Source organism: Micromonospora qiuiae (genome assembly GCF_016863555.1).
GTDB lineage: Bacteria > Actinomycetota > Actinomycetes > Mycobacteriales > Micromonosporaceae > Micromonospora > Micromonospora qiuiae.
Window position 1 is genome coordinate 136,246 of record NZ_BOPC01000004.1, and the last position, 26,834, is coordinate 163,079.

The following is a 26,834-nucleotide window of genomic DNA, read 5'->3' on the forward strand; positions in this document are numbered from 1 at the left end:
CGGCTCACGTGCCGCCCCGTCGCGGCCAGGGCTGCCCGGTCGGGGCGGCGGACCGGTCGGCCAGGATGGTGCGCAGCAGGGCCAGCAGCTCGGGGCGGTTGGCGCAGTTGAGCCGGGAGCGCATCCGGGCCACGTGGTGCTCGACCGTCTTGGCCGAGATGAACAACCGGTCGCCGATCTCCCGGTAGGTCAGCCCGGTGACCATCAGCTCGGCCACCTCCCGCTCCCGGTCGCTGAGTCGCTGGCCGGCGGCGCCGGGCGGTGGCGTGCCGGTCCGGTCACCCCACCCGGCCTGGAGCGTGCGCGCGCAATCCAGCAGCGTCGTCATTGCCCGGCGGTCTGCGGTGCGGATGGCGGCCTGTCCGGCCAGTCGGGCGCCGTCCCAGCACAGGCCGATGTCGTACAGGCCGCGCGCGGCGGTCTCCACCCGGGCCGGGTCGACCATGCCGCGCAGCACCTCCACCCAGCACGCCGCGGCACCGGCCACCACCGCGCCGTAGCGGCTGTGTCCGGCGGCGGCGGTCAGGGCGGCCACATGGTCGTCGGCGGTGGCCGGGTCCTCGGTGAGGATCGCGGCGTGCAGCCCGCTCCAGTGCAGCGGTGTGCGCCACAGCGGCGGGTCGTCGAGCCGCCCGAGCAGGAGCCGAGCGGCCCGCAGGTACGGCTGCAGGCGGCCCAGGTCGCCCAGCCGGGCACCGGCGATGGCCAGTTCGCCGAGCGGAAGAAGGGTGAACAGGTCGACCGGGTGGCGGACCAGCGCCTCCAGCGCGGGCACCCAGCCGCGCCGCAGCGCGCCGAGGTCGCTGGTACGCCGGGCGATGCCCAGATTCAGTCCCACGGCGAACAGGTCGTCGCGGGACTCCAGCGGGCCACCGGCGGTCACCGCCGCGAGCTGTTCGGCGGCGGCTGCCGTGCGGCCCCGCACCATGAGGATCCAGGCCCGCAGCAGCCGGTGTCGAGGAGCCAGCAGCGGACCACCGAGACCGCTGGTCAAGGCCCGGTCGAGAAGCCGCTCGGCGATGTCCAGCTCACCGCAGTGCAGCGCGGTGAGGGCAGCCAGGGCGGCCGGGCTGTCCGGCAGCAACACCGCCCGACCGTCGGGTTCCAGCAGCGCGGCGGCCTGCACGAGCGTGGACAGGGCGTCGGCCGCGGGGCCGTCGACGCTGTGGCGTACCCCGTCGGCCATCAGCCGGGCGGCGCTGGCGTGCAGCGTCGGCGGCTCGTCCCGGTCGGCGCGGTTCGGTTCGGTCCGCTCGGCGGGGCAGGCGGTGGCAAGTGCGCCGAGGGCGGCGAAGGCGGCGGCCGAGGCCCGGCCGGACCACTGGTACAGCTCTACGCTGCGGTCGGCCTGGCCACGGTGGGCCAGGGCGGTCGCGGCGACGACCGCAGCTTCCACCCGCTGCGCCGACGAGGCCGTGGTGAGTAGTCGGCCGGACAGCCGCAACGCCAGGTCGAGGTCGCCGGCGAGGGCCGCCGCCGCGGCCTGCCGGGCGACGGCGGGCCGACCACCGGACGCCGCCATGGCGAACAGCCGTGCCGCGAGCGCCGGCTCCGCCGCCAGGGCCTCCTCCGCCGCCGCTTCCAGCGTGGCGGCCGGGCAGTCGCCGGCCACCCCGGCGGCGAGCAGCGAGCGGACCAGGGGCAGCACCGATGCGCCGTGAGCCAACCGCAGTTGGGTGAACCGGCGCCAGAGGGCGGTGCGGTCGGTGGCCGGGCTCAGCAGGGTCACCGCACGCGCGACGATCGGGGTGAGCTGGCCGTCCGCGCCCACCAGGCCGGCTGCCCGGGTCTCGGCGAGCAGCGCGTCGATTTCCGCCGATTCGCGGCCGAGCAGGGCACACAGCTCGTCGACCGGCAACGGCACATCGGCGGCCAGGGCGATCAGCAGCCGCCGGGCATCGGGGGCCAGATCCTCCAGGTCGGCACCGAACCGCAGCAGCACCTGGTGCGGCGGCTCGGTTGGCGGGCCGGCAGCGGGCTCGTGCTCGCGCACTTCTCGGACCAGCCACTCGACGTGGCGGGGCACACCGCCGGTCTGGGTGTGCACGAAGTCGACCACGTCGGGGTGCCGGCCGAGCCGGGTCGTGGCGGCGAGGTAGGCGGCGGTGCGGGCGCGGGTGAACGGGGTGAGCGGGATCAGGCGCCCGTCCCGGCGCAGCGCCTCGGTGAGCGCGACCAGACCCGCCGGTCGGGGCCACGGCCGGTAACTGACCGCGAGCCGGTGCCGTCGACCGGCCACCAGCGCGTGCAGGGTGCGCAGCCGGGCGTCGTCGAGCAGGTGCGCGTCGTCGACCAGGAGCACCGCGTCCGCGTCGAGGGCAGCCCCGTCGGTGGGCACGTCGGTGTGGACGACGACCCCGGCGCGGCGGTAATGCCCGGCCAACTCGTGCAGGTACGTGGTGCGGCCGTGACCGCCGGGACCGGTCACACCCAGCGCCAGCGGGACCGCCGGGTCGGCTGCGACCGCGTCGAGCAGCGCGCGCGGCTCGGCCTCGATCATCAGGGGACTTTCGGACGCACTGATCGTGGTCATGGGGGTCATCCTTCGCGCCCTCTGCTGCGAGCCAGCCTGCGGCGAGACTTCGGCAGGTCCAGCGGGGTGAATCGGACTGGTGGGCGAGGCGGGGGCTCGTCACGCGGACGGTCGTCGCGCGGGGGTGGCTGCGGTGCGGCGGCGGCTCGGGCGACACCGGCGGCCACGGCGGGTGGCCCCGCCGGCAGCGGACGCGGCATCAGGATCTCGGCGGCGGCGACGGCCGCCCCGAGCGCGTCGGTCACCTGCGGATCGGGGGCCGTCTCGACGGAAAGCCCGGCGGCGGCGAGCAGCTCCGCGACCAGCGGGACCCGGCTGGCACCGCCGGTGAGCAGGACGCCGTCGAGCCGGCTGGGCGTCAGGCCCGCGGCGTGCACGACGCACAGCAGCGACTCGACCGTGGCCCGCACGGCGGGGCGGATCAGCTCCTCGAACTGCAACCTGGTCACCGGTACCCGCACCGGGCCGGTCGGCAGACACAGCTCCACGTCGGCCGTCGGGTCCACGGTCAACCGCTGTTTGGCCTGCTCACAGCTTATGGGCAGCGCGCGCAGCGTGGCGCGGGCCGCGGCGCCGGTGGCGGCGAGTTCGCGGGCGAGCACGATCCGCACGTGCTCGGCCAACGCCTCGTCGAAGTAGGTGCCGCCGAGGCCGGGCAGCCCCTGCGGTACGCCGACCGTCTCGAACCGTCCCCGCGAGTTGCGGCGGACCAGCGCGGTTTCGAAGGTGGCACCGCCGAGGGCGTACACGGCGACCAGATCGCCTTCGACACCCCGCGCCGCGTGGCCTTCGGCCACGGTGATCGTACGGGGCAGCAGGGTCACCTCGCCCACGCCGCGCTCCCACAGGGCGCGCCGCAGCAGCTCACGCCGGTGCCGGCCCCACCCTGCGGGATGGCTGAACACGATCGCCTCGGCCGTTGCGCCGGTTGCCTGGCGGACCCGCTCGACCACGTCGGCGGCGAGCAGCGCGACCAGTGTCTGCGGCGGGTACGGGACTCCGTGGAGCACCGCCTGCACGTCGTCGCCGACCCTGCTCAGTACATTCTGGACGGCGCAGTCCGCGTCACCTTCGTCACCAGGCGTGACGGCGCTCTCGGGCGACAGCAGGGCCGACAGCAGCCGGGCCGACGACAGCCGCGCCGACCCGGGCCCCAGCGCGACGACCTCGGGTCGGCCCCAACCACCGTCGCGGCGGTGGGCCACCGCCGCGACGACGCTGGTGTTGCCGATGTCGATCCCGAGGGCGTACGGCATCTGCCTGCTTTCTTGATCGCTCGAGCGTCGGCGGTACTGATGGACGCCCGACCATACGGGGATGCCCCACGGGGATCCCGTACGGGCCCTACGTTCGTACCAGAGATCACCATCGCATCAGGAGCCCCAAATTCAGCCGATCCCCGCCCCCCAATCCCCCTAACGTACGAGGGGACGCTGGTCCCTAACCGGGCGGGGCGGATTGCGGAATCACCCCCGATGACCACTGCCGCTCACCGACCGTAGCGTCGTCGGCGATCAGTGGTCACTGACCCATGACTGAGGAGAACCACCAAGATGGACCAGACACTGCACGACTTCGTGCTCAACCTGCTCGTCGACGCCGACGCCCGCTCGGCTTTCGACCTCGATCCGGAGAGCGCGCTGCGGGCTGCGGGGCTGAGTGACATCACGGCCGCCGACGTGCAGGACGTGGTGCCGCTGGTGATCGACTACGCGCCGGTGCACGGGTTCACGTCGGCGGCTCCGGCAGCCCCTCAACTCGGCGTCGAGTCGCTGACCGGTGACAGCACCGACGTGATCGGGCAGTTGCAGAGCGTGGCCCAGCAGCTCGCGCCCGGCGGCTCCCAGTCGGGGGTGGACCTCAACGCGGGCTCGCTCGGCGCGCTCGCCGTGGATCCGTCGACGGTCACCCTCGGAGGGAACGTGCTGCCCGGCGTCGGCCTGGGCGCGTCGCCCACCGGCGTCGGCGTGGGCCTCGACGGCGTGCACGACGTGGCGAACACCCTGGACGCGGGGGTTGGTGAGGCGATCGACCGCACCACCGGTCCGCGGATCGATGACGCGGTGGATTCGGTGGGTGACCCGGTGTCCGTCGTGGATGGTGCCGGATCCGGGCTGCTCGACACCACGGCGGGCCTGCTGCCCAGTACCGCGAGCCACGCCGGTGACCTGGTCGGTTCGCTCGGGGTCGACGACACGCTGGGCGGGCTGGGCCTGCAGGAGACGGCCGGCGGCGTGGTCGGGTCGCTGGACGTGCCGTCGACGGTGGGCGGGGTGACCAGCCAGGTGGACGGTCTGCTCTCCGGCGTCACGGGCGGCGCGACGGGTGCGGTGACCGGTGACGCGACGGTCTCCGGCGAGGCGTCCACCTCGACCGGCGGTCTGCTGGGCCTGGGCGACGGCCTGTTCTAAAGCGTGCGCCGGTTCTGAAGCGCGCACCGGGGCGGAGATCGGACGGTAGTCGGCCCGATCTCCGCCGTAACCGGCTCTTGATATTTGCGCAAAAATCAGCAAACTCGGTGCGGTGGTAGCGGGGATCTGGCTGGATGTGCTCGACGACATCGCCCGCACCTGTCAGGAGCACAATCGCAACGACCTGCTGCAGGCGGTCCGCCTCAAACGCGCCCATCTGCTCGATCCGACGCTGACCGTCCTGATCGTGGGCGAGGCGAACCAGGGCAAGAGCCAACTGGTCAACGCGATCGTCACCGCGCCGGTCTGCCCGGTCGGGGACAACCGTACGACGGTGCTGCCGACCGTGGTGCGCCACGCGGAGGCGATCTCGGCGACCGTGGTGCAGACGCCGGTGCCCGCACCGGGAACTCTCGCCACCGTCGCGACGACAGTGGAGAGACATCCGGTGCCCACCGAGCAGGTCGCGGCGGGGGTGGCCGGTGGCGTCGGCCGTCGGCCGGGCGGCGGCCCCGCGTACGTCGAGATCGGCGTGCCCCGGCGTCTGCTCGGCGCGGGTGTGGTGCTGGTGGACACGCCCGGTAGCGACGACCTGCCCAGCGCGAACACCGGCACCCCGGTCACTTCGCTCGCCCGCGCGGACGCGGTCCTGCTGGTCACCGACTCCACCCGGGACCTCTCGGCCACCGAACTCACCATGCTGCTGCACCTCACCCGCGCGCACGCCAATGTGATCGTGGTGCAGACCAAGACCGACCTGGTGCCGGACTGGCGTGCCGTGGCCGACCGCAACCGGCGGCACCTGGTCGACGCCGGGGTGCCGGCCACTCTGATCCCCGTGTCGGCGGCGCTCCGCCTGCACGCCGCCGCCACCGACGACCACGCGCTCAACGCGGAATCCGGGTTCCCGGCCCTCATCGCCCGCATCCGGCACGACCTGGCCGGCAAGTCCGATCTCCTGGCCCCGGCATCGGTGGCGATGATCGCGCGCACCGTGATCGAGCAGCTGGCCGCACCGCTGCGAGCGGAGCTGGAGAGCCAGCAGTCCACGGAGGAATCCGCCCCACTGGCCCGGCTGCACGCCGCGCAGCGGGAGGTCGACGAGCTTCGTCGCTGCTCCACGCGCTGGCAGAACACACTGACCGACGAGATGGCCGACCTGCTCTCGGACATCGAGTACGACCTGCGCGACCGGACCCGGCACATCCTGAAGATGGTCGACGAGGCATTCGAGACCGCCGACCCGCTGGTCGCATGGGACACCGTCCAGACGTGGCTGACCCGAAGCCTGGTGGAGGCGGCGGAGGCGAACCGGCAGTGGCTCACCCTGCGTTGTGAGCATGTCGCCCGGCGGGTCGCCGAGGCCTTCACCCGGTACGGTCACGGAGTGCTACCGCCCTGGCCGCTGGTGACGCCGCCGGCACACAGGGCACCGCCACCGGAGATCGAGCGACCGACCGTCGAACGGTTCACCGTGGGCCAGAAGGTGTTCACCGGGATGAAAGGCTCCTACGGCGGCCTGCTGATGTTCGGCCTGGCGCTGACGCTGGCCGGCATGCCCATGATCAACCCAATCTCGATCTCAGCCGGCGCGCTGTTCGGCGGCAAGAGCATCCGCGACGAGGGACGGCAGTTGCTGCGCCGCCGCCAGGCCACGGTCAAGGCGGCGGTCCAGCGTCACGTCGATGACTTTTTCGTCCGGGTGAGCAAGGAGAGCCGGGACACCGCCCGCCAGGTGCAGCGCGTCCTGCGCGACCACTTCGCCGCGCTGACCGACGAGTTGCAGGCGGGCATCGTCGAGTCGCTACGCACCGCCAAGAAGGCGGCCGACACCGACGCGGCGGCACGTGAGCGGCGGCAGCACGAGATCATGCGGCGGATGAGCCGGCTGGCCGCCGTCTACGAGCAGGCGCAACAGGTGGCCGGCACACGCCCTGCGCCGCTGGCGGCCCGGCCGTGACCGGCTCGTGGCTGGACACGTCGGTTCGGGGTCTGTTGCATCAGGCGCTGGACGTCTACCGGGACAATCCGCGCGCCACCGGTCACATACATGACCATTTGGCCCGGCTCGACCAGCCGCTGCGGGTAGCGGTCGTCGGTCGTTGGCGCAGCGGCAAGTCGACGCTGCTCAACGCGCTGCTGGGTGAGGAGGTGGCACCGGTCGACGGGAACGCCTTCACCTGGTACGAGGACGGGCCGCAGCCGGACGCGACGGCCTACTCGGCCCACCATCCACCGCAACGGTTGGCGGTGCTGCGCTCCGGCACCGGGATGCGCGTCGACCTCGCCGGCTGGCGCACCGGCGAGCTGAGCGACATCGTGGTGCGCTGGCCGGCCCGCTCGCTTCGGCAGGTCACCCTCCTCGACACCCCGCCCGTCGGCGTCGACGAGCACGCGCGGGACCCGGTGCTGGAGCGGGTGCTGCGGGAAGCCGACGCGATGCTGTACCTCACTCGTGACGCGCGCGGCGCCGACCTGCGCGTACTTCAGCGGACCCGGGAGGGCGCCGTCGGGCAGGCCGCCGCAGTCCACATCATCCTGGTCTTGTCCAGGGTGGACGAAAGCGGGGGCGGGCGGGTCGACGCCCTGCTCGGCGCCCGGCAGCGCGCCCGCCGCGCCCTGCGGGACCCGCACCTGGACGCGCTCTGCGTCACGGCGGTGGCGTGCAGCGGGCTGCTCGGGCTGGCCGGTCGAGTGCTCGGCGAGGCGGACTTCGCGGGGCTGGCGGCGCTGGCCCAGGTGCCCCGCGCCGAACTGGAGCCGTACCTCCTCTCGGCCGAGCGGTTCGCCCGCAGCGAGCCACCCGTGCCGCTGGACGCGGCGACCCGCAGCGCGCTGCTGGACCGTCTCGGGGTGGTCGGCGTACGCCTGGCGACCACCCTGGCGCGCACCGGTCACCGCAGTCGGACCGCGCTCTCGGCGGAGCTGGTCCGGCACGCCGGGCTGAGCGAGCTGCGCGAGTCGATCAACCGTCTCCTCGTCGACCGGCGCACGGTGCTCAAGGCCCGGTCGGCGCTGGTGGGAATGGAAACGCTGCTGCGCGGTGAACCCGCCCCGGGCGCCGAGGAACTGCTCGCGACGGTGGAGCAGATCCTCGCCGGCGCGCACGAGTTCCAGGAGTCGCGCCTGCTGGCGGCGCTGCGGTCCAGCCGCCTCGGGTTCGACGCTGAGTCGACCCAGGAGGCACGGCGACTGGTCGGCGGCGACGGCGACAGCCCGGCGGCCCGGCTCGGCATCGCGCCCGATGCGCAGCTCGCGCAGCTGTGGGAGGCCGCCGCCGACGCCCGGTGGCGTTGGCAGGAGCGCGCCGTGGATCCCGCGCTCCCGTTGGCCCAGCGTCGAGGCGCACAGGTCGTGGCCCGCAGTTGCGAGGGAATGCTCGCCGAACTGGCCGCCCACGCCCGCTGACCGGCCGGGAGCCGGTCGCCGCGGAACGGCCGGGCGGGCCAGCTCGGCACCGCTGCGGACGGGGCGAACCGATCAGCTCGCGGACGGGTCAGGCGGGTCAGCTCGCTGCCGCCAGGCCGTGCAGCCCCAGCAGGCCGGGCACGGCGACCCGGCCGAGTTCGCCGCCGCTGGCCGAAGTTCCGTCCCGCGACAGTGGAACCGGCACGACGTCAGCGGTGTCCAGACAGTGACCGCACCGGAGGTTCCACTGGACGACGAGGAGTTCGTCACCCGAGCTCAGGCAGGTGACCTGGAGGCGTACGCGTCCCTGGTCGCCCGGCACACCGCGTCCGCGTACCGGACCGCGGTGCTGCTCGGCGCGGGTTCGGACGCGGAGGACGTCATCCAGGAGGCGTTCGTGAAGGGGTACCGGAAGCTGTCCCGCTATCGCGGCGACTCGTCGTTTCGTTCCTGGCTGTTGGCGATCGTGGCGAACGAGACCCGCAACCTGCACCGGTCACGGGACCGGCGCCACGGGTTGGTGCTGCGGGCCGCGCGGGTGGCGCCGGGCTCGGAAGTCGCCGAGGACGAGGCAACCGGCGCGGTCCTCGCCGGGGAACGGCGGGACGCGCTGGTCCGGGCGCTGCGGCTGCTGCCGGAGAAGGACCGCGAGGTGATCGTCTGCCGCTACTTCCTTGACCTGACCGAGGACGAGACGGTGGCCATGCTGGGCTGGCCTCGGGGCACGGTGAAGTCGCGGACTTCCCGGGCCCTGGTGAAGCTGCGCGGTCTGCTCGACGGCCAGGAGCTGAGCCGTGGATGACCTGGAGCGGGAGCTGCGCGAGCTGTCCGGGTGGCTGGAGACGCCCGAGCCGCCGGACGTGACCGCCCAGGTGCGCGCCCGGCTCGCCGCCACGAGCGCCCTGCCCGCCCGCCGGCGCCGATGGCGGTACGTCCTCGCGGCGGCGCTGGCCGCCCTGCTCGTCGCGCTGCTGCCGCCCGGCCGGGCCGCCGTCGCCGACACGGTGACCGGGCTGCTGCGTTTCGCCGGGATAGTGATCAGCACCTCCTCCGCACCGGTGCTGCCGACCGGCTCCCCGTCGCCGCTGCCCGCGCAGCGGCCGGTCGGGCTGGACGAGGCCCAGCGGTCGGTACGGTTCCCGATCCGGCTGCCGGCCGCACTGGGGCCGCCCGATCGGGTGCTGGTGGCCGACCCGGACGACACCGGCGGCCATCGGGTGGCGAGCCTGCTCTACCAGGGCGGCGAGCTGCGCCTGGACGCCTTTGACGGTCGCCTCGACCCGGTCTTCTTCAAGGAGGTCGCCAGCGCGGGAACGGAGTGGACGCAGGTCGGCGCCGCATCGGCAATCTGGCTCGGTGAGCCGCACCCGGTGTCGTACCTGGACCGCGCCGGCACGCTGCAGCAGGAGAGCGCCCGACTGTCCGCCGCGACCTTGATCTGGGAGAACGCGGGGGTGGTCTACCGGCTGGAGGGCGAGTTGACCATGACCGAGGCAGTCGCGATCGCGGCTTCGCTGGAGTGACGCACGTCAGATCCTGGCTCCCGAGAGCACACTACGGTGGTCGTACTCGCAGTCGACATACAGTTCGAGAATGTCGAGCTTGCCGGCGGTGAAGTCGTCGCGCTGGCTCTTGGACAGGCGCCAGTCGTTCGGGCGCTCGAGGTCCCGCAACGCGTATCGCGAAAGTTCGACGCGGCAGCGACCAGATTGCTTGCCTTCGCCGTGGCCGGAGAGCACCCTCTGCCACCCGTTGCGGCTGGAGACGGAATCGGTAGGCGTCAGCGGCGCGAGGGCAAGGTCTGGGCCCTCGAATATCTGGCCGGGATCGACGTCTGCCGGACCCACATAGTGGTAGGCGAGATTGCACTGGCAGTTGCCTTCGCTACCCCAGCCAATATTTTCGTATCCCTGATTGGCCTGCACCTGGTCGAGGTAGTGCCGAGCGTGGCCGCTGCGAGGGAGGTCGAGTGCCGCCCAGGCGACATCGACTGCGACTCGCACGCCCGGGACGACACAGAACAGAGCCCACGCGGCCGCCAAGGGCACTGCGATCAGCCAGACCCAACCGCTCTTGATCACACGGCTATCCACAGGCCTCCCGCCAACGGACGACACAGGCCGGCTGGGCTGCGCCTCCGTCACGATACAAGCCCGCCTCGGACACCACGCCCCCTGACTGAACTGGAGCAGACGTTGGCGGATCAACACATTTACTTTTAACAAAGTTAACGATAGCCTCCGGTTCCATCGATGAGGAGGCATGCCATGCGACGTCGTCCCGTGTCATCCGCCCTGCTGGTCACCGCCGCCCTGGTCGCCGCAGTCGCGGCGTTACCGGCCGCCGGCAGCTTCGCCGCAGCCGCCATCCCGGCCGCCGCGCCGTTCGCTGCCTGCACCGCACCGGCCTGGGCCGAGGGCAACACCTACCAGGCGGGCAGCCGGGTCACCTACGCCGGCCGCACCTACCAGGCCCTGGTGACGCACACCGCGCACGTCGGCGCCGGCTGGAACCCGGCGGCCACCCCGACGCTCTGGACCGACCTCGGCCCCTGCGACGGCGCCCCGCCCCCCACTGCGACCCCGACCCTGTCCCCCACTCCGACCCGGACGCCGACCTCGCCGCCCACGCCCACCCCGCCGCCCACCGGGACTCCCCCGCCGGGCTCGGACACCTGCCCGCTCAAACCGAGGCCGACCGGCAAGGTGCTCCAGGGCTACTGGGAGAACTGGGACGGCGCGGCCAACGGCGTACACCCGCCGCTGGGCTGGATCCCGATCACCGACTCACGCATCCCCGCCCACGGCTACAACGTCATCAACACCGCGTTTCCGGTGATCCGCGCCGACGGCACCGTCCTCTGGCAGGACGGCATGGACGCCACGGTCAAGGTGCCCACCCCCGCCGAGATGTGCCGGGCCAAGGCGTCCGGCCTGACCATCCTGATGTCGATCGGCGGCGCCACCGCCGGCATCGACCTCAGCTCCACCGCGGTCGCCGACCGGTTCGTCGCCACCATCGTGCCGATCCTCAAGCGGTACAACTTCGACGGCATCGACATCGACATCGAGACCGGGCTCACCGGCAGCGGCAACATCAACCAGCTCTCCACCTCGCAGGCCAACCTGATCCGCATCATCGACGGAGTACTGGCCCAGATGCCCGCCGGCTTCGGCCTCACCATGGCCCCGGAGACCGCGTACGTGACCGGAGGCAGCGTCGTCTACGGCTCGATCTGGGGCTCGTACCTGCCCATCATCAAGAAGTACGCCGACAACGGCCGGCTCTGGTGGCTGAACATGCAGTACTACAACGGCAGCATGTACGGCTGCTCCGGCGACTCGTACCCGGCCGGCACCGTGCAGGGCTTCGTCGCCCAGACCAACTGCCTCAACACCGGCCTGGTCATCCAGGGCACCACCATCCGCGTCCCGTACGACAAGCAGGTCCCCGGCCTGCCGGCCCAGGTCGGCGCGGGCGGCGGCTACCTGGCACCATCGGCCGTGGCGCAAGCCTGGAACACCTACAACGGCAGCCTCAAGGGCCTGATGACCTGGTCGATCAACTGGGACGGGTCGAAGGGCTGGACCTTCGGCGACAACGTCAAGGCACTCCAACGCCGCTGATCAGACGAGCAGAGGCGGCCGGCGAAACCCTCCCGCTGGCCGCCCCTCCGTTTCGGCGCTCGCGGTGGTCGCGGTGGTCGCGGCCTGGACCGCCCCGGGTGTCCTCAAAAACGTAAGTGACATCACCCTCCCCAAAGGAGGCTCAACCTCCCTCTCCCCCGCTCTCCCCCACCCGCTCCAACCTCGGCGATCATGAACTTTCGGTCGCCGATTTGCACCTTTTCATAGCTCTTGCCGTGACAGAAAGTGCAAGATCGGCGGCGAGGGGGTGGGGGGAGGGGGCGTGGTGGTCGGGGGTTGACGCTCGCGGCTGATGGCGGTTTGCGGGCAGCGAACGGCGGCAGAGTACTACCGAGAGTTTTCCGATAGCAACATGCCGGACCCGGATCACCGACGCGGGTTTGGCGGCCGTCAGCGTTGCCTATCGGACGATTCGGACCAGTTATCCTCCGGGACCCGTCATGCGCCCGCCCGTCATGCAACGCAAGCTCCACTTGGCGGGGAGCCGCCGCGCCAGCGCCGCGGCCCGGGAGGCGTTCCCGATGCTCGACAGCCACGTCGGAAGTTTCGGAAACGTGTCTTGTATTTTTCCGTTTGGTCTGCGACTGTTTGGCCGTCGGTGGCCCGGGTCGTTCCGGTCGACCGCGATGTGGCCGCGAGCCGAGCACCGGACCAGCGCCTGCCGACCGGAGGGAAGAACTCCGGCCTGCCTCGATGAACGCCCTGGTCGGTGGCTCCGTTCGCCGGAGGGAGTTTCAGGTGGACAGTCTCGGCAGAGAGGAAGACTGATGAGGGCGAGAAAACTACTTGCTGTGTCGGTGGCCCTGACGATGGGCGTGCTGGGCACGGCCGCCTGCGGTGGAGATGATGAGGGCCGCAGCAGTGACGGCAAGGTCACGATGAGCTTCTGGCACAACGCCACCACCGGGCCTGGCAAGGCCTTCTGGGAGAAGACCGTCGCCGACTTCGAGGCCGCCAACTCGAACGTGAAGATCGAGATCCAGTCCATTCAGAACGAGGACCTGGACGGCAAGCTCCAGACCGCGCTCAACTCGGGCGACGCCCCCGACGTCTTCATGCAGCGGGGCGGCGGCAAGATGGCCGCAATGGTCAAGGCCGGCCAGCTCCTGGACATCACCGGCTCGATCACCGACGAGACCAAGAAGGTGATCTCGGAGGGGTCGTTCACCGCGCAGACGATCGACGGCAAGGTCTACGCGATGCCGGTGGCGGTCCTGCCCGGTGGCTTCTTCTACAGCAAGGACCTGTTCGCGAAGGCGGGCATCACCCAGCCTCCCGCCACGCTCGCGGACCTGCAGGCCGCCATCGGAAAGCTCAAGGCCGCGAACATCCAGCCGATCGCCCTCGGCGCGAAGGACGCCTGGCCGGCCGCCTTCTACTACTACTTCTTCGCGCTGCGTGAGTGCAGCTCGGAGACGATCACCCAGGCCGGTCAGACGATGAACTTCGACGACCCCTGCTGGCTCAAGGCCGGTCAGGACGTGCAGAACTTCGCCGCTACCCAGCCGTTCAACAACGGCTTCCTGACCACCTCGGCGCAGCAGGGCGCCGGCAGCTCCGCCGGTCTGCTCGCCAACCACAAGGCGGCGATGGAGCTGATGGGCGCCTGGAACCCGGGCGTCATCGCCTCCCTGACCCCGGACGAGAAGCCCCTGCCCGACCTGGACTGGTTCCCCTTCCCCAGCATCGAGGGCGGTGCCGGTCAGCCCGGCGCCATTCTCGGCGGCGTCGACGGCTACTCCTGCTCGGCGCAGGCACCCAAGGCGGAGTGCACCGCCTTCCTGAACTACATGGCGCGCACGGACGTGCAGAAGGCCTACTACGAGGCGTTCAACGCGCCGCCGGTGAACAGCGAGGCGCAGGCCGCGGTCGAGGAGCCGCACCTGAAGTCCATCCTCGCCGCCTACAGCCAGGCGCCGTTCGTCTCGCAGTGGCTCGACACCGTCTACGGCCAGAACGTCGGCAACGCCCTGAACACCGCCGTGGTGAACATGCTGGCCGGCAAGGGAGACCCGCAGAGCATCGTCGACGCGGTCAAGACCGCCGCCAAGAGGGCGCAGTAGTCCGACCGCCATGTCTGAAACGCAACACGAGAGCGTACGGCTCGCGCCGGACCCGTCGCCGGGTCTGACGAAGGTCGGGGGTGACACGCCTGTCGTGTCGCCCCCGGCCGGGCGCCGCCGCGTACGCAAGGGCATCGGCTGGCCGGCCCGGCTGGAAATCGCACTGATGACAGGGCCGACCCTGATCGTCTTCCTGTCCTTCGTCATCCTTCCCGTGGCCATGGCGGCCTACTACGGCTTCTTCAGCTGGCAGGGTTACGGGCCGGCCGAAGACTTCGTCGGCTTCCGTAACTACCTGCTCATCTTCGAGGACAGCACCTTCCTCGCCGCGCTGCGACACAACGGCGTGATCGTGGTGCTGTCGCTGCTGCTCCAGGGGCCGGCGGCCATCCTGCTCGCCCTGCTGCTGAACCGGCAGATCCGGGGGCAGACGCTCATCCGGGTGCTCATCTTCGTCCCCTACGTGATCTCCGAGGTGGTCGTCGGCACCGGTTGGAGCCTGATGCTGCACGGCGACGGCGTCGTCAACGCCATCCTCGGGAAGATCGGGCTGGGCTGGTTGCAGAGCGAATGGCTCTCCGACCCGAAGATCGCGATCTGGACGCTGATGGGCATCCTCACCTGGAAGTACATCGGCTTCGCCGTGATCCTCTTCCTCGCCGGGTTGCAGGGCATCCCGGAGGAGCTGACGGAGGCCGCGGCGATCGACGGGGCGTCGTACTGGCAGATCCAACGTCGCATCACGCTGCCGCTGCTCGGGCCGACGATCCGCATCTGGGCCTTCCTGTCGATGATCGGCGCGCTGCAGTTGTTCGACCTGGTCTACATCATCTGGGGCCAGTACATCGCCGACACCGCCGGCACGTCGACGATGGCCACCTACATGGTCGCCAACGGCCGGACCGCCGGAGAGTACGGCTACGGCAACGCGGTCGCCGTGGTCCTGTTCCTCATCTCGCTCGTCGCCGCTCTGATCTACCAGCGGTTCATTCTGCGCCGGGACACCGAGGGCGCGATCACCGGAGGGAGGCGCTGATGGCCGCGACCGCCGTGTTCGGGCGCCGGGCGAGGCGACCCCGCCAGCGACTGGCGTGGGGAAGCCCGTCCGTCTACTTCGTCGCGCTGCTGCTCATCGGGGCGATGCTGGCGCCGGTCGTCTACATCATCCTCGGCGGATTCCGCACGAACGCGCAGATCACCACCGACCCGGCCGGGTGGCCCAGCCCGTGGAAGATCGAGAACTACGCCGATGTGCTGACCGGCGGGACGTTCTGGCGTCAGGTGTTCAACTCCACTCTCGTCGCCGTGTTCACCACGCTGGGTGTGGTCATCCTCGGGCTGATGACCAGCTTCATCATCGCGCGCTACCGGTTCCGGGGCCGGGGTGCGATGTACTCGCTGTTCGCCGCCGGCCTGATGTTCCCGCTGACCGTGGCGATCACTCCGCTGTACATCCTGATCAAGAACCTCGGACTGATGAACACGCTGCCGGGAGTGATCCTCCCGCAGATCGGGTTCGGCATCCCGATGACGATCATCATCCTGGTTCCGTTCGTACGGGCCATCCCCGACGAGATCCAGGAGGCGGCGTCGATCGACGGCTGTGGCCGACTCGGCTTCTTCTGGCGGATGGTGCTCCCGCTGGCCATGCCGGGAGTCATCACCGTGGGCATCCTGACCTTCATCCAGAGCTGGAACGGATACCTGCTGCCGCTGTTCATCCTGAACCGGGAGGAGACCTTCACTCTGCCCCTCGGCGTGCAGGCCTTCGCCTCGCAGTACTCGGTCGACACGGCCAAGGTCCTGGCGTTCACGTCGCTGTCGATGATCCCGGCGCTGGTCTTCTTCAGCCTGTTCCAGCGGCGAATCGTCGGCGGACTGACCGGAGCCGTCAAGGGGTGACATCGGGCGACGCGCCGCCGGCTGGCGGTCGGCGGCGCGTCGCCCACCTGACCGAAGGCTGCGCACCGCCGTATGCTGCCCACGTCATCGAGCCATAGATAGGAGCCGAGATGCGCCTCGACATGGTGACGGTCCCCGCTTCGCCGCGAGAGCACGCCGGGCACTGACCGGTCCACCGCTGGGCCTACCGGCGGTGCGCTGCTCCTCGCCGCGGAGCGGTCCTGTGTCGACCGTTTCTCTTCCTGGCTCGAGGAGCTCTTTTGCGTGCTCTTTTCTCCGCGCGTCTCGGCGCGGACTTCACCAAACTGTGGGCCGCTTCGGCGGTGTCCAACATCGGCGATGGAGTCGCCATGGCGGCCGGCCCGCTGCTGGTGGCCGCCGTCAGCGACGACCCGGCCCTGATCGCCGGTGCCGTCTTCGCCCAACAATTGCCCTGGCTGCTGTTCGCCCTGGTCAGTGGCGCGTACGTCGACCGGCTCGACCGGCGCCGGCTGGTCGTGGCGGTCAACCTGACGCGTGCCGCCGCCCTCGCCGCGCTGGCGTTGACCATCACCACCGGCACCGTCACCGTGGCGGTGATCTACGCGGTGGTCTTCCTGCTCGGCACCGGGGAGACCCTCGCCGACACCGCGATGGGCGCCCTGCTGCCGTCGGTGGTCACCGCCGACCGGCTGCCCGAGGCCAACGCGCGGCTGGCCGCCACCTTCACCATCGGCAACCAGTTCGCCGCCAAACCGCTGGGCGCCTGGTTGTTCGTCATCTCCGCCGCCGTACCGTTCGGCCTCAACGCCCTGACCTTCGCCGTCTCGGCGGCGCTGATCGCGACCCTACGGCCACGGCAGGCTGAGCCAGCCACGCCCGCGCACGCCCCGCCGGGCAGGTCGTTGCGCGGCGACATCGCCGAGGGGGTGCGGTGGCTGTGGCGGCACCGCCTGCTCCGCACTCTCGCCCTCAGCATGGGCCTGGCCAACGTCGCCTTCTGCGCGGCGTTCGCCGTCTTCGTGCTCTACTGCCGGCAGCGACTCGGCCTTTCCGATCTCGGGTACGGCTTCCTGCTGACCGCGTTCGCGGTCGGCGGGCTGGCCGGCACCGCGGTCGCGGCCCGGCTCGGGCGGGCGCTCGGCAACCGGGCGCTGCTGCGGGCGGGTCTGCTCATCGAGGTGGCCACCCATCTGGTCCTGGCGGTCACCACGACACCCTGGGTGGCGGCGGCCACCATCATCGTGTTCAGCCTGCACGGGATGATCTGGGGCGTCACCGTCGCGTCGATCCGGCAACGACTGGTGCCGGCTGAGCTGCGCGGCCGGGTGGGCAGCACGTACGCGCTGCTGGACCTCGGCGGCGCCGCGCTCGGTTCCCTGCTCGGCGGCCTGATCGCCAGCGCGTGGACACTCACCACACCGTTCTGGATCGCGGCCGGAACGGTGGCGGTCGTCGCCGCCCTCGCCTGGCGCCCGCTGGGCGAGGCAGAAGCGGCGAACGAGGTGACAACGGGTAACCCGGCGGGGAGCAGATAGCCGAAGAGTCGTCATGTCACACCGACATGAATGTATCGGTGTGACATGACGACTCCAGGACAGGTACGTCAGGTGGTGATGAGGTCTCGTGCGTCCTGGCAAAATCGGCGGACGGCGGGCGTACGCCGGTATGGCCGCAGGGTGCTGACCAAGTTGCGGACATGCTTGATACACCTGGCGGAGGTGACCTGGCCGGTGAGGGTCTGCACGGCCTGGTCGCCAAGGGCGATCGCCCTGTCCAACTCGGGCTGCTCCTGCTGAACGTACGTGGTGGCGAGCAGGGCGTTGCGCAGCGCGCCCTCCCGGGTGAACTCGTTGTCCTGTAGCCGCAGCGCGGTCCGCAGGTGGTCACGGGCACGCGCCCAGTCTTCGAGCTTCACGTAGCAGTAGCCGGCCTGGGCGTGGGCCTGTGCCTCGTTGATCCAGTAGGACCAGTCAGGATCGCCATGTTCCGGCCGACTGTCGCTGAACCGGTCGAACGCGTTGTCGAGCGCGCGGCGGGTGTCGATCTCCGAACGGTTGTTGGCGTACGCCTCGGCAGCCCGCAGGTCGAGAATCACCGAGACTTTCGGACTGGTGGCGGGGTACGTGGTTCGGGCGGTCTCGGCCAGGGTCACCGCTTGGCGGAGTTGCCCAAGATCCTTGGCCTGGCAGGACATGAAACCGAGTATGTTCGCGCCGAGGCCGCGATCACCAGCGGCGTTGGCCTGGTAGAGGCCCGCGATCCAGAAGCGTTGTGCCTGCGTGTGCTGACCTCCGTCGAAGGAGAGCCAGCCGGCGAGGCGTAGTAACTCACCAGCGGTGGCGTGTAGGCGTCGACCGACGCTGTCGGGATAGCTTCGCTCCCGCAGGACACCGACCACGGTGCGCAGGTGTTGGCGGACCAGTCCCAGTGTTTGACCACTGCCGAGATGGTCGTCCATGCGTCTCAGGCTGGCAGTGATGGCGTCCAAGTGATCGACGACCTCACCGGCCAACGGACGTCCGGTTGTCGACGCGACGTCCTGCGGCGGTTGAGCGAGCATCCACTCGTGCGCTGGCGCGGTCAGCCCGGTGCCGAGCAGGGCGAGGAACGTCCGTCGATGCATCATTCCCTCAGGTTCGTTCACCACCTCGCCCTGCCGCCTCGCGTAGAAAGACCGCAGCTCGCCGATCGAGTTGCTGTGCGAATGCGGGGAGGCGGGGGCCGAAGCTGCCGAGACGGGTTCGGATGTTCTTCACGGCGACGGACGCTCGGCCGGATTTGACGCCTGCCATCGCGTTCATGGCATGGTTCCAGTGGTCGGTCGCCTCGCGGAGACGTCCTTGGGCGCATTGCACATCAGCGAGATTGGCCAGGGTCAGACTGTGAATACGCCGATACGCCTCAGCATTCCGAGTGACGATCGATCGGCGGAACTGGGCTTCGGCCGCAGGCAAATCACCGAGATCGCGGAGGGCCTGGCCGGCTTGGCTGGCCAGGGAAGTCTCAGTGAACCCGCTGGTCCGGATCCAGATCGGCTCGTCGTCGGGCTCGGCGTTAGCGAGGTGGGTCTCGGCCGCCGTTATCGCCGCCGAGGCGCGGGCCTTGTCACTTGTCGCTGCGTGACCACGCGCCGTCAGAATGGTGAAGAGTGCCGTCGCCGCCGGGGTCGCTCTGCCCCTCGACCATTCGAGCGCGGCGGTAGCGAGCCGCAGGGCTTCCTGCCCGTGACCGAGGTCAACGGCCTGGTGTGCCATCGCTCGCAACGTGAAGCCAGCAAGCGGTCGATCGTCCGCCTCGTTCGCCAGGCGCAGCGCTTGAACGTAGTACCGCTGGGCCAGCCCGTGTAGCGACGAGTCGAAAGCTTTCCAGCCGGCGAGGTAGGTCATCTCAGCCGCAACGCTGAACATGGCTCTACGGTCATGGTCTGAGGAGAAACGACCCTGGAGGTAACCAGCCACGTCGGAGGTGAGGTACTGAACGACAGCGAGGCGAGCATGACCTCCGCCAAGTCGCTCGTCAGCCCTGCTGAACACGGCCAGCATGTCCCGTACGGCGTCGATCTCGCGCGGACCCACGGCGATCCCCCCGCCCTGAGCGCGCCGCCCTCGGTCCGCGATCTCCTGCCATTGGTCGAGCGGGACGGCCAGCGCTGCCAGCGAATACAGGGCGGTGAGCCCGAACTCTCGTCGCTCCAAATCGGCTCTCCCGACTGTCAGGAGATCGGTGGCCGGTGCATGCTTCCACCAATCCAGGCCGCCAAGGTCAGGCTTCAGATTACCGCCTTTGAGTAGACCGAGATCGATTTGATTCACCACACGGCCGAGTCTGCGAGAGATCGCTTCGGCCAGAAATCGGCACGTTCTGTCGTTGGGCTTCACTCCGGCGACCCAGTGTCCGATGTGGGAGCGATCGCAGGAGGAAAGATCGTCGCCGTTCTCGCGGGCGACCAGGCGAATGGCTGCGGCGCAGGCTTCGTACGACCACCGACACTCTCTGACGGCTGCCAGCAACTTCTCGTTGCGCCGCCTCGGTGCCCGCGCCATTTGCTGGTCTTCCCCTTCCGATCTGCGTTCAACGCGTTCAACATGCCCGATGGCCCCTCGGGCTACCGAGCGCCACAACGAGTCACTTCACTTTACGTAGACCTTACGACACAGGAGGTGAGGGACTCGTGGCTTCGATGGCCGTGTCGGTTGTGCTCGGTGGGCTGGTGCCGGGTTTCCTGCTCGGGCTGTTCGCGTTCAAGGTGAAGGCGCGGTGGTGTCCGCGCTGCGGGGAGTCCACCGACGCCATGCCACCGGTGGAGCGGGACCGATGAACCGCCCGCACCGGCGCGACCACAACGCCGTACCACTCGGCCGGCGGGTGGCCGAGCTACGGGCCCGCCGGGGCATGAGCCAGCAGGCCTTCGCCGACCGGCTCGGCAAGTCGAAGAGTTGGGTCGACAAGGTCGAACGCGGCGTACGGAAACTCGACCGCTACTCGGTGATCCGGGAGATCGCCGACGTGCTGCGCCTCGACCCGGCAATCCTGCTCGGCCCCCGCCAACCTTCGCCGACCACGACACCGGACCCGGAGGGGATCGACGTCGTCCGCGCCGCTCTCGCCAGCTACCACCACCGACCTACTCGGACCGTCACCGCAGACCAAGCCCGCCGACAGGTCGCGCACGCGTGGATGAGCTACCAGCATGCTCGCTACACCCAACTCCTGAACGCCCTGCCCGCGCTGCTCGACGCCACCCACGGCACCCGAGGCCTGCTCGTCTCCACGTACCGGATCACCGCCGCCGTGCTGGTCAAACTCGGCGAACCCCACCTCGCCTGGCTCGCCGCGGACCGCGCCGTCACCACCGCCGCCGGCGGCCCCATCCTCACCGGCACCGCCACCATCGTCGTCACCCAGGCCCTGCGCGCCCTCAACCAGCACCACCTCGCGCTCACCGCCGCGCTGTCGGTGACGGGCACCGGAGACGACGACACGGTACGCGGCACCCTCTTCCTCCAAGCCGGCCTCGCCGCCGCCGGCACCGGGGACCGCCGCAAAGCCCACGACCTGCTCGACCACGCCGCCGACCTCGCAGACCGGCGTACCAGTCACCCGGACCCGCACCACACCAGCTTTGGGCCCGTCGCCGTACAGTTGGCCCGCTCCCTCGCCGCACACCACCTCGGCGACATCACCGAAGCCGTACAGCGGCATGAACACGCTATCCGCCACCACGACTGGCGACGGCTACCCCCAGAACACCGCGCCGCCCACCTCATCGAGTCTGCCCGCGCCTATCTCGACACCGGCGACCTCGTCAAGGCGGGACAGAAGCTGGTTGAGGCAGACGGCCTCGCTCCCGCCGAGGTCCGCTGCCGTCCCGCCGCCCGTACCCTCCTCACCGAACTCACCCAACGCGGCCCGGCGCCGGCCGGCATCGCCCGACTCACCAGCGCAGTGAATCTTGGACGGTAAACGCCCTCCGGGGGGCAGTTTTCGCACCAAGATCCGTGATCGGAAGCGTGATGGCGTAGACGAGCCAGCCCGACAGGGCATATGTGGGGAGCAGGTCGCCCCGTTCACATAGTCACGATATCTTGCGCAACAGGATATGGTGAGGGCATGAGTTCTCGGGCGATGAGCGAACCGGCCTTCTTCATCCTCACCGCGTTGGTCGACGCCACCCGTCACGGGTACGGCATCGTCGCGGAGACGGCCGAACTCTCCCAGGGTCGGGTACGGCTGAAAATCGGCTCGCTCTACGGGGCCCTGGACCGGCTCGTCGGGGAAGGGCTGGTCGAAGTAGACCGCGAGGAGGCTTGGCAGGGACGGCTACGCCGGTACTACCGGCTGACCGAGCGCGGTCGCCATGCCCTCGACGCGGAGGCCCGACGGCTGGCCGCCAACGCGCACCTCGCCTCGACCCGACTGGTCAACTCCCGGCGACCGGTCACGGGAGAATCGTCGTGAGCCGCCTGGAGGAGCGCTACCGCCGCGTGCTGCGCCTGCTGCCCGCCGCCTACCGTCAGGAATGGGAAGACGAGATGGTGGCCGCCTTCCTGGAGAGCATGCACACCGGCGATCCGGAGACCGACGAGTACCTGGCGGACTACGGTCGGCCGAGCCTGTCGGAGGTCTCCAGCGTCCTCTCCCTCGCCCTCCGGCTGCGGCTCGGCGGGGCTGACGCACCGCCTCGCGCGTACGCCTGGGGGCAGGCCGTTCGGTTGGCGACGCTGATGGGGGTGCTGGCCAACGCCGTGCTGGCCACCGCCGGCATCGCCATCATGCTGTGGCAGGCCGGGCGGATCGCCTGGCTGCCGGCGCCGGCGGCGGAGTTGACGCTCACTCTGCCCGAGCACAGTTGGAGCCCCGCCTGGCACCTCGCCGGCTACGCCTGGCTGCCGGCCTACCTCGCGCTCGTCCTGGGGCATCGGCGGGTGGCCCAGGCGGTCGCCCTGGTCGCCGTCGTGCCGCCCGTCATCACCGCAGTGATCGAGGCCGCCGGTGACTCGCCACTGACCGTGGCGCCCTGGGCGATGCGGGTGACCGACATCGTGCTGCTGCTCGCCATGTCGGCCTTCCGCGCCGACACCCCTGCGGTGCCGCGCCGCCCCTGGCTCCTCGCGCTGCCGGTCGGCATCCTCCTCGTCCCGGTGCCGCTGTTCGTCGCCCAGGCCACCACTCCGGCGCTCGAACTGCTGGACTGGCCGGGTCTGGCCTGTGCGGTGGTCGCCGCCGCTCTCGCGGTCCACCTGGCAGGTGGCGCGATCCGCCGTACGCCTCGCGCCGTGTCCTGGTCGCTGGCGTTCAGCCTGCTCGCCGCGGCAACGCTCGTCACGCGGATCGCGACCCTGGTCGACTACCGAGGCCAGGTGCAGCACGCCACCCTGACCACGATCGGGGCGATCGAAGTGATCGCCGTGGCGGCGATCGGCGTGCCGGTGGCCGTACTCGCCGCCCGAGGCCTCAGAGCAACCGCCCCCAGTAACCGCTGAACACCGATCGGTGGCAGCGTGGCTGCACGACACGCCGGCAACAGGTACACCTGGGCTGCCACCGATCGGATGAGCCCCGCCATGGGCTGGCGTGGGGCGGCCGGTGGCTGTCCGACCGCCCGGGCGCTCCGGTCAGCGGCTGTTCGCGAGGTCGGTGCAGTCGGTCTCGTCGGGCAGCAGCGGCCGCAGGGTGACCATCCACCGTTTGCCGTCCGAGACCCACGGGGTCAGCGCGTTGGCGCTCGCGGCGGCGGTCAGCAGTTCCCGCGCCTGGTCGCCGGTGACGGTCACACAACCGACCCCCAGGTCCTTGCCGAGATCCGCGCCGGGCAGCGCCGGCCCGGGCCAGGACACCTCGGACGGCTCACCGAATTCGGTGTTGGCGACCCACGGCTCGGCGACCGCCGCCACCGCGGTGGGCGCGTACGCCTGTGCGCCGGCGTGTGCCGCGGCGAGCGGGCCCGAGTCGCTGGTCAACGACTCGGCGAACTCGCGCAGCTTCTCTCGGGCCGTCCGCTGGTCAGCGGTCAGGCCCTGCTCGGCGGCGGGGTCGTCGCCGGCGGGCACCATCAGAGCATCCACCTCCAGCTCCGCCACGCCGTCAACACCGAAGACGGTGAACCGGGTCGACGGGACGTCGGCGACCGGCGGGGTGCCGAGGTCGCTCACCGTACCCACCCCGGCGGCGCGGGCCAGCTCGACCAGCTTCTCCACATCTCCTGCGCTGATCGTGCCGAGCTGGAGGTTGGGCAGCGCCGGGCCGGGATAGGCCAGGGTGAGCGGCCCTTCGGTGATCACGCGCCCGTCGCCGTAGACGCTGACGGATGGTAGGCGGGCCGCCCGCATGGCCGGGGTCACGAACCCGCCCACGTGATCCATCCGGAACACCAGGGTGTCGGCGGAGTAGGACATCTCGGCCGCTCCGGAATCTCCGGCGCCATCGGCGCCGGCCTGCTGGCCGCAGGCCGACGCCGTCAACATCAGCAGTGGTACGAGGGCCAGCCACCGGCTTCGGGAAGTTCTCATGCCGCTTCGACGTACGTGGACGGAACTTGGTTGCGTCCGACGGACAGGTCGACAGCCGGATGTTGTACGGCGTCGACCAGGCGGGCCCGGGGTGCGCGGTGCCCTCAGGCGTCCCGATGCAGGAAGGCCGTCACCGCCACGGTGCCGACGGCGAGCAGCCACCCGAGCAGCACGACCAGCCCGGTGGCCGGGGTCAGCACGTCGTCCGACCCGGGCCGGTAGAGCAGGCCGCCCGCGACGTCCGGGAGATACCGGGCGTGCCCGGTGACGCCGCGCAGCACCGGCGTCAGGACGAACACCAGGCACAGCATCCCGACCAGGGCGGGCAGAAGCGCCCGGGTGAGCACCGCGAGGAGTTGGGCGAGCAGCCCGATGAGCACGAGGTAGGCGCTCGCGCCCACCACCGGCCACCAGGCGTCGGCGGTCGGGCCGCCTCGCCCGGCCAGTGCGACGTCGGCGGTCAGCAGCCCGGCGAGCACCGTCGCGACGGCGGTGCCGGCGGCCCAGGTCAGGTAGGCGACCAGCTTGCCGGTCAGCACGGACCAGCGGTCCGGCACGCAGATCAGGGCCGTCCGGATCTGGTCGCCGGTGTACTCCGTACCGACGGTCAGCACGCCGAGCAGGATCATGCCGGCCTGTAGGTACGGCACCGCCTGGAACAGGATCGCGGCGGGCTGGTCCGCCCCGACCGGTGACGCGGCCAGCGCCCCGGTCATCACGACCGCGACGCCGACCGTGCCGAGCGCCGTGGCCACGACCGCCGGCAGGCCACCCAGCTTGACCAGTTCCGCCGTGACCGCCTGCGGAATTGCCCGACTCATGCGTCCCGCCGGACGAACACGACACCGGCGAGGATGAGCAACCCGGCCGTCCAACCGGCCATGACCAGCCCGCCGGCAAGCGGGGCGAGCGCGTCGTCGAGGGCCAGCAGGTCGCCGGCGAACAGGCTCGCGCCCGCCAGGTCCGGCAGGTATCTGGCGAGCGGGGTGAGGTGGGACAGCAGGTACGAGACCGACACGAGCGCGCTGTTGACCACGAGCACGATGACCGGGATGATCCCGCTGCGGGTGAAGACCGTCACCGCCAGCGCGATCAGCGCCGTGAGCGCCCAGTAGACACCGGCGCCGACCAGGCGGGACGGGGCGTCGGTCGGGGCGGGCGCGCCGTCGGCGCCGAGGATCCCGCCGGCCAGCGCCAGGGATGCGGGGATGGCCACGCCGGCCGCCGCCGCGACGAGCAGCACGACCGCGGTGGCTTTCGCGGCCAGCACGGCGACCCGGTTGGGCGTGGCGGTGAGGGTCGCGGTGATCTGCCGTCCCCCGCCCGTCCTGGTGCTGTTCGTGGTGTATTCGCTGCCCACCGCGACGACGCCGAGCACCACGGCGCCGACCGTACCGAGCGGGACGGCGGAGAGGACCGTTTCGGCGGCCGTGCCGTACGCGGTCAGCTCTGATCGTCCGGCCCGCAGCGCGCTGCGACGGACAGGGCGTTGAGCACGGTTATCCCGACCGGACCGAGCACCGCGACGGCCAGCGCCACGAAGGTCGCGGGCAGGGTCAGGGTCTTGCGGACCTCGGCGGCGACGACGTACGCGAACCTCATCGCGCACCCGCCGAGTCGGGCCCGGTGAGGGCGAAGAAGGCGTCCTCCAGCGTCGGATGTCCGGCCGTGACCGTATCGATCGGGCCGGTGGCGACCACCCGGCCTCCGGCGATGACGACGAGATCGTCGGCGATCTCGGCGACCTCGCCCATCAGGTGGCTGGAGAGCAGCACGGTGCCGCCGGCGTCGGCGTGTGCGCGCAGCAGTTGCCGCAGCCAGCGGATGCCCTCCGGGTCGAGCCCGTTCACCGGTTCGTCGAGCACCAGCGCCTCGGGCTCGCCGAGCAGCGCGGTGGCCAGCCCGAGGCGCTGCCCCATGCCCAGCGAGAACCGGCCGACGCGGGCCCGACCAGGGTGTGGGTGAGCGTGACGCGCGACGACGACGCGATCGTGGTGAGTGTCCGCGACGACGGCCCTCGCGCCGGCTGGCTGCCCAACCCCGGGGCGGGCCGGGGCTTGGACGGGCTGCGCGAGCGGGTGGCCACGCTCGGTGGCGAGGTCTCCGCCCGGCCGGCCGGGCAGGGTTGGCACCTCACGGCACGCCTGTCCGATCGGGAGCCCGGATGAGCGTCGAGCCAGCGGGGCCCGGCATCCGGGTCCTCATCGCGGACGATCAGCAGCTCCTGCGGCACAGCCTCGCGATTCTCATCGACAGCACTCCCGGCCTCACCGTCGTGGGTCAGGCCGCCACCGGCAACGACACCGTGGCGCTCGCCCTGGAGCGCCGGCCCGACGTCATCCTCATGGACATCCGCATGCCCGACGGCGACGGCATCGAGACGACCCGCCGCATCACCGGGCATCCCGAGCTGCGGCACACCAGCGTCGTCGTGCTCAGCATGTTCGCCCTCGACGAGTACGTGTCCGCCGCGCTGCGGGCGGGAGCCCGTGGCTTCCTGCTCAAGGACGCGCATCCGGACCGGCTCATCGACGCCATCCGCCGGACGCAGGCGGGTGAGTCGCTCTTCGCCCCGAGCATTCTGACCCGCTTCGTCGCGCACTACCTCGACCGTCCCGGCCCGCCTCCGGGCGGGCGGATCGGGGTGCTCACCGTACGCGAGACCGAGGTGCTCTCCCTGGTGGCGCGCGGCCTGTCCAACGACGAGATCGCGCGATCGCTCACCATCTCGGTCAAGACCGTCAAAACTCACATCGGCAATCTGCTCACCAAGCTCGGTGCCCGCGACCGGGCACAACTCGTCATCGCGGCCTACGAGAGCGACCTGGTGGCACGCCGGCGGTGACGGGTGGGGGCCGCCCGGCCGGGCGGCCCCCACC

25 protein-coding genes and 1 pseudogene are annotated in these 26,834 nt (G+C 70.9%); 16 read left to right on the top strand and 10 right to left on the bottom strand.

Features of this window, described 5'->3' with window-relative positions; all coding sequences use genetic code 11:
* Nucleotides 1-4: 4 nt before the first annotated feature.
* Both Vqi01_RS01730 and Vqi01_RS01735 read right to left on the bottom strand, forming a co-directional pair.
* Nucleotides 5-2,533 carry a helix-turn-helix transcriptional regulator gene (locus Vqi01_RS01730; RefSeq protein WP_204032298.1) on the bottom strand — a complete coding sequence of 843 codons (2,529 nt, stop codon included), beginning with the start codon at nucleotides 2,531-2,533 and terminating at the stop codon, nucleotides 5-7.
* Nucleotides 2,534-2,538: 5 nt separating this feature from the next.
* Complete coding sequence (locus tag Vqi01_RS01735) at nucleotides 2,539-3,789, bottom strand: Hsp70 family protein (RefSeq protein ID WP_204032299.1); 1,251 nt, start codon at nucleotides 3,787-3,789, stop codon at nucleotides 2,539-2,541.
* Between the two features lie 297 nt (nucleotides 3,790-4,086).
* Here Vqi01_RS01735 and Vqi01_RS01740 point away from each other — a divergent pair, with 297 nt between their 5' ends.
* From Vqi01_RS01740 to Vqi01_RS01760, 5 genes are all read left to right on the top strand, one after another.
* Nucleotides 4,087-4,944 (top strand): IniB N-terminal domain-containing protein, encoded by an 858-nt coding sequence (locus Vqi01_RS01740; RefSeq protein ID WP_204032301.1) that lies wholly within the window; start codon nucleotides 4,087-4,089, stop codon nucleotides 4,942-4,944.
* A 112-nt stretch (nucleotides 4,945-5,056) separates the two neighbouring features.
* A complete protein-coding gene (locus tag Vqi01_RS01745) occupies nucleotides 5,057-6,904 on the top strand; it encodes a dynamin family protein (RefSeq protein ID WP_204032303.1) in 1,848 nt (615 codons plus the stop codon).
* Nucleotides 6,901-8,352 (top strand): dynamin family protein, encoded by a 1,452-nt coding sequence (locus Vqi01_RS01750; RefSeq protein WP_204032305.1) that lies wholly within the window; start codon nucleotides 6,901-6,903, stop codon nucleotides 8,350-8,352. The genes Vqi01_RS01745 and Vqi01_RS01750 overlap by 4 nt, the downstream gene beginning before the upstream one ends.
* A gap of 118 nt (nucleotides 8,353-8,470) precedes the next feature.
* Nucleotides 8,471-9,154 (top strand): RNA polymerase sigma factor, encoded by a 684-nt coding sequence (locus tag Vqi01_RS01755; protein ID WP_239098112.1) that lies wholly within the window; start codon nucleotides 8,471-8,473, stop codon nucleotides 9,152-9,154.
* Entirely contained in the window at nucleotides 9,147-9,875 is a 729-nt protein-coding gene (locus Vqi01_RS01760; RefSeq protein ID WP_204032307.1) for a hypothetical protein, read from the top strand. The genes Vqi01_RS01755 and Vqi01_RS01760 overlap by 8 nt, the downstream gene beginning before the upstream one ends.
* Before the next feature lie 6 nt (nucleotides 9,876-9,881).
* Here the strand turns inward: Vqi01_RS01760 and Vqi01_RS01765 are convergent, their stop codons facing one another.
* Entirely contained in the window at nucleotides 9,882-10,433 is a 552-nt protein-coding gene (locus Vqi01_RS01765) for a hypothetical protein (protein WP_204032308.1), read from the bottom strand.
* Nucleotides 10,434-10,619: 186 nt separating this feature from the next.
* Here Vqi01_RS01765 and Vqi01_RS01770 point away from each other — a divergent pair, with 186 nt between their 5' ends.
* The 5 genes from Vqi01_RS01770 to Vqi01_RS01790 all read left to right on the top strand — a co-directional run bounded on the left by Vqi01_RS01770 (nucleotide 10,620) and on the right by Vqi01_RS01790 (nucleotide 17,481).
* Nucleotides 10,620-11,978, top strand: coding sequence for a carbohydrate-binding protein (locus tag Vqi01_RS01770; RefSeq protein WP_204032310.1), 1,359 nt, complete (start codon nucleotides 10,620-10,622; stop codon nucleotides 11,976-11,978).
* Nucleotides 11,979-12,766: 788 nt separating this feature from the next.
* Nucleotides 12,767-14,062: an extracellular solute-binding protein gene (locus Vqi01_RS01775; RefSeq protein WP_204032316.1), complete on the top strand. Its 1,296-nt coding sequence runs from the start codon at nucleotides 12,767-12,769 to the stop codon at nucleotides 14,060-14,062.
* A 10-nt stretch (nucleotides 14,063-14,072) separates the two neighbouring features.
* On the top strand, nucleotides 14,073-15,098 hold the full coding sequence (locus Vqi01_RS01780) for a carbohydrate ABC transporter permease (protein ID WP_204032318.1): 1,026 nt from the start codon (nucleotides 14,073-14,075) through the stop codon (nucleotides 15,096-15,098).
* Nucleotides 15,098-15,964 carry a carbohydrate ABC transporter permease gene (locus tag Vqi01_RS01785; RefSeq protein WP_204032320.1) on the top strand — a complete coding sequence of 289 codons (867 nt, stop codon included), beginning with the start codon at nucleotides 15,098-15,100 and terminating at the stop codon, nucleotides 15,962-15,964. The genes Vqi01_RS01780 and Vqi01_RS01785 overlap by 1 nt, the downstream gene beginning before the upstream one ends.
* 260 nt (nucleotides 15,965-16,224) lie before the next feature.
* The gene (locus Vqi01_RS01790; protein WP_204032321.1) at nucleotides 16,225-17,481 is read left to right on the top strand and encodes an MFS transporter; all 1,257 of its coding nucleotides are present in this window, start codon (nucleotides 16,225-16,227) and stop codon (nucleotides 17,479-17,481) included.
* Between the two features lie 68 nt (nucleotides 17,482-17,549).
* Here the strand turns inward: Vqi01_RS01790 and Vqi01_RS01795 are convergent, their stop codons facing one another.
* Entirely contained in the window at nucleotides 17,550-18,572 is a 1,023-nt protein-coding gene (locus Vqi01_RS01795; protein WP_204032323.1) for an NsdA family TPR-like regulatory protein, read from the bottom strand.
* Nucleotides 18,573-18,576: 4 nt separating this feature from the next.
* Nucleotides 18,577-19,989, bottom strand: a complete 1,413-nt coding sequence (locus Vqi01_RS01800; RefSeq protein ID WP_204032325.1) for an NsdA family TPR-like regulatory protein — start codon at nucleotides 19,987-19,989, stop codon at nucleotides 18,577-18,579.
* Between the two features lie 137 nt (nucleotides 19,990-20,126).
* On the opposite strand from Vqi01_RS01800, the gene Vqi01_RS01805 reads away from it, so the two are divergent.
* The 4 genes from Vqi01_RS01805 (at nucleotide 20,127) to Vqi01_RS01820 (ending at nucleotide 22,929) form a co-directional block, all read left to right on the top strand.
* Entirely contained in the window at nucleotides 20,127-20,264 is a 138-nt protein-coding gene (locus Vqi01_RS01805; protein ID WP_204032326.1) for a hypothetical protein, read from the top strand.
* Nucleotides 20,261-21,409 carry a helix-turn-helix domain-containing protein gene (locus Vqi01_RS01810; protein ID WP_204032328.1) on the top strand — a complete coding sequence of 383 codons (1,149 nt, stop codon included), beginning with the start codon at nucleotides 20,261-20,263 and terminating at the stop codon, nucleotides 21,407-21,409. The genes Vqi01_RS01805 and Vqi01_RS01810 overlap by 4 nt, the downstream gene beginning before the upstream one ends.
* Nucleotides 21,410-21,556: 147 nt before the next feature.
* A complete protein-coding gene (locus tag Vqi01_RS01815; protein WP_239098113.1) occupies nucleotides 21,557-21,904 on the top strand; it encodes a PadR family transcriptional regulator in 348 nt (115 codons plus the stop codon).
* Entirely contained in the window at nucleotides 21,901-22,929 is a 1,029-nt protein-coding gene (locus Vqi01_RS01820; RefSeq protein WP_204032329.1) for a hypothetical protein, read from the top strand. The genes Vqi01_RS01815 and Vqi01_RS01820 overlap by 4 nt, the downstream gene beginning before the upstream one ends.
* A 132-nt stretch (nucleotides 22,930-23,061) precedes the next feature.
* Here the strand turns inward: Vqi01_RS01820 and Vqi01_RS01825 are convergent, their stop codons facing one another.
* The 5 genes and pseudogenes from Vqi01_RS01825 to Vqi01_RS01845 all read right to left on the bottom strand — a co-directional run.
* The gene (locus tag Vqi01_RS01825; RefSeq protein ID WP_204032331.1) at nucleotides 23,062-23,955 is read right to left on the bottom strand and encodes a hypothetical protein; all 894 of its coding nucleotides are present in this window, start codon (nucleotides 23,953-23,955) and stop codon (nucleotides 23,062-23,064) included.
* 104 nt (nucleotides 23,956-24,059) lie between these two features.
* Entirely contained in the window at nucleotides 24,060-24,776 is a 717-nt protein-coding gene (locus tag Vqi01_RS01830) for a hypothetical protein (RefSeq protein WP_204032333.1), read from the bottom strand.
* On the bottom strand, nucleotides 24,773-25,336 hold the full coding sequence (locus Vqi01_RS01835; protein ID WP_204032334.1) for a hypothetical protein: 564 nt from the start codon (nucleotides 25,334-25,336) through the stop codon (nucleotides 24,773-24,775). The genes Vqi01_RS01830 and Vqi01_RS01835 overlap by 4 nt, the downstream gene beginning before the upstream one ends.
* A gap of 62 nt (nucleotides 25,337-25,398) precedes the next feature.
* The gene (locus tag Vqi01_RS01840) at nucleotides 25,399-25,557 is read right to left on the bottom strand and encodes a hypothetical protein (RefSeq protein ID WP_204032336.1); all 159 of its coding nucleotides are present in this window, start codon (nucleotides 25,555-25,557) and stop codon (nucleotides 25,399-25,401) included.
* A gap of 47 nt (nucleotides 25,558-25,604) precedes the next feature.
* Nucleotides 25,605-25,898 (bottom strand): annotated as a pseudogene (locus Vqi01_RS01845) (AAA family ATPase); the annotation flags it as partial.
* A gap of 18 nt (nucleotides 25,899-25,916) precedes the next feature.
* On the opposite strand from Vqi01_RS01845, the gene Vqi01_RS01850 reads away from it, so the two are divergent.
* Entirely contained in the window at nucleotides 25,917-26,123 is a 207-nt protein-coding gene (locus Vqi01_RS01850; RefSeq protein ID WP_204032340.1) for a sensor histidine kinase, read from the top strand.
* Entirely contained in the window at nucleotides 26,120-26,800 is a 681-nt protein-coding gene (locus tag Vqi01_RS01855) for a response regulator (RefSeq protein ID WP_204032341.1), read from the top strand. Before Vqi01_RS01850 ends, Vqi01_RS01855 begins: the two co-directional genes overlap by 4 nt.
* Nucleotides 26,801-26,834 lie beyond the last annotated feature (34 nt).